Source organism: Burkholderia sp. E168m23 (genome assembly GCF_016586125.1).
In the GTDB taxonomy this organism is placed as follows: Bacteria; Pseudomonadota; Gammaproteobacteria; order Burkholderiales; family Burkholderiaceae; genus Burkholderia; species Burkholderia orbicola.
Map to the genome: position 1 here is coordinate 1 of NZ_BCPP01001631.1, position 695 is coordinate 695.

At 70.2% G+C, this 695-nt stretch carries 1 protein-coding gene; it reads left to right on the top strand.

Annotation, left to right across the window (positions count from 1 at the left end):
- Positions 1-695, top strand: a 695-nt coding sequence (locus JMF90_RS39340; protein WP_268906109.1) for an MATE family efflux transporter, incomplete at both ends; no start/stop codon positions are given.

The following is a 695-nucleotide window of genomic DNA, read 5'->3' on the forward strand; positions in this document are numbered from 1 at the left end:
CGTCGCGCACGCGCCCGCCGCGCTGCACGATCGCACCGTCGACTACCTGCGCGTCCTGTCGTACGGGCTGCCCGCCAGCCTCGTATTCCGCATCTATAACGCGCTGACCAACGCGGCCGGCAAGCCGCGGCTCGCGATGATCCTCCAGATCGGCGCGCTGCTGCTCAAGTTTCCGCTGAACGTGTGGTTCATCTTCGGCGGCTTCGGCGTACCGGCGCTCGGCGGCCCCGGCTGCGGGCTGGCCAGCACGCTGATCAACTGGGCGCTCGCGCTGATCGGCTACACGCTGCTCGCGAAGCTCGACGTGTTCGCGCCGCTCGCGATCTTCTCGCGCTTCTGCTGGCCCGTCTGGGCGCGCCAGAAGGCGATCCTGAAGCTCGGCGTGCCGATGGGCCTGTCGTACCTGATCGAGGTCACGTCGTACACGTGCATGGCGCTGTTCATCGCGCAGTTCGGCACGACGACGCTCGCCGGCCACCAGATCGCCGGCAACATCGGCGCGGTGCTGTACATGACGCCGCTGTCGATCGGCGTGGCGGCGTCGACGCTGGTCGCGCGCGCGCTCGGCGCGGGACGCGCCGAGGAAGCCCGGCTGCTCGGCCGGCACAGCGTGTTCTTCGCGTGCGGCGTGGCGGCCGCCTACGGCGTGCTCGTGTTCGCGCTGCGCCCGCTGATCATCGGCGGCTATACGCCGA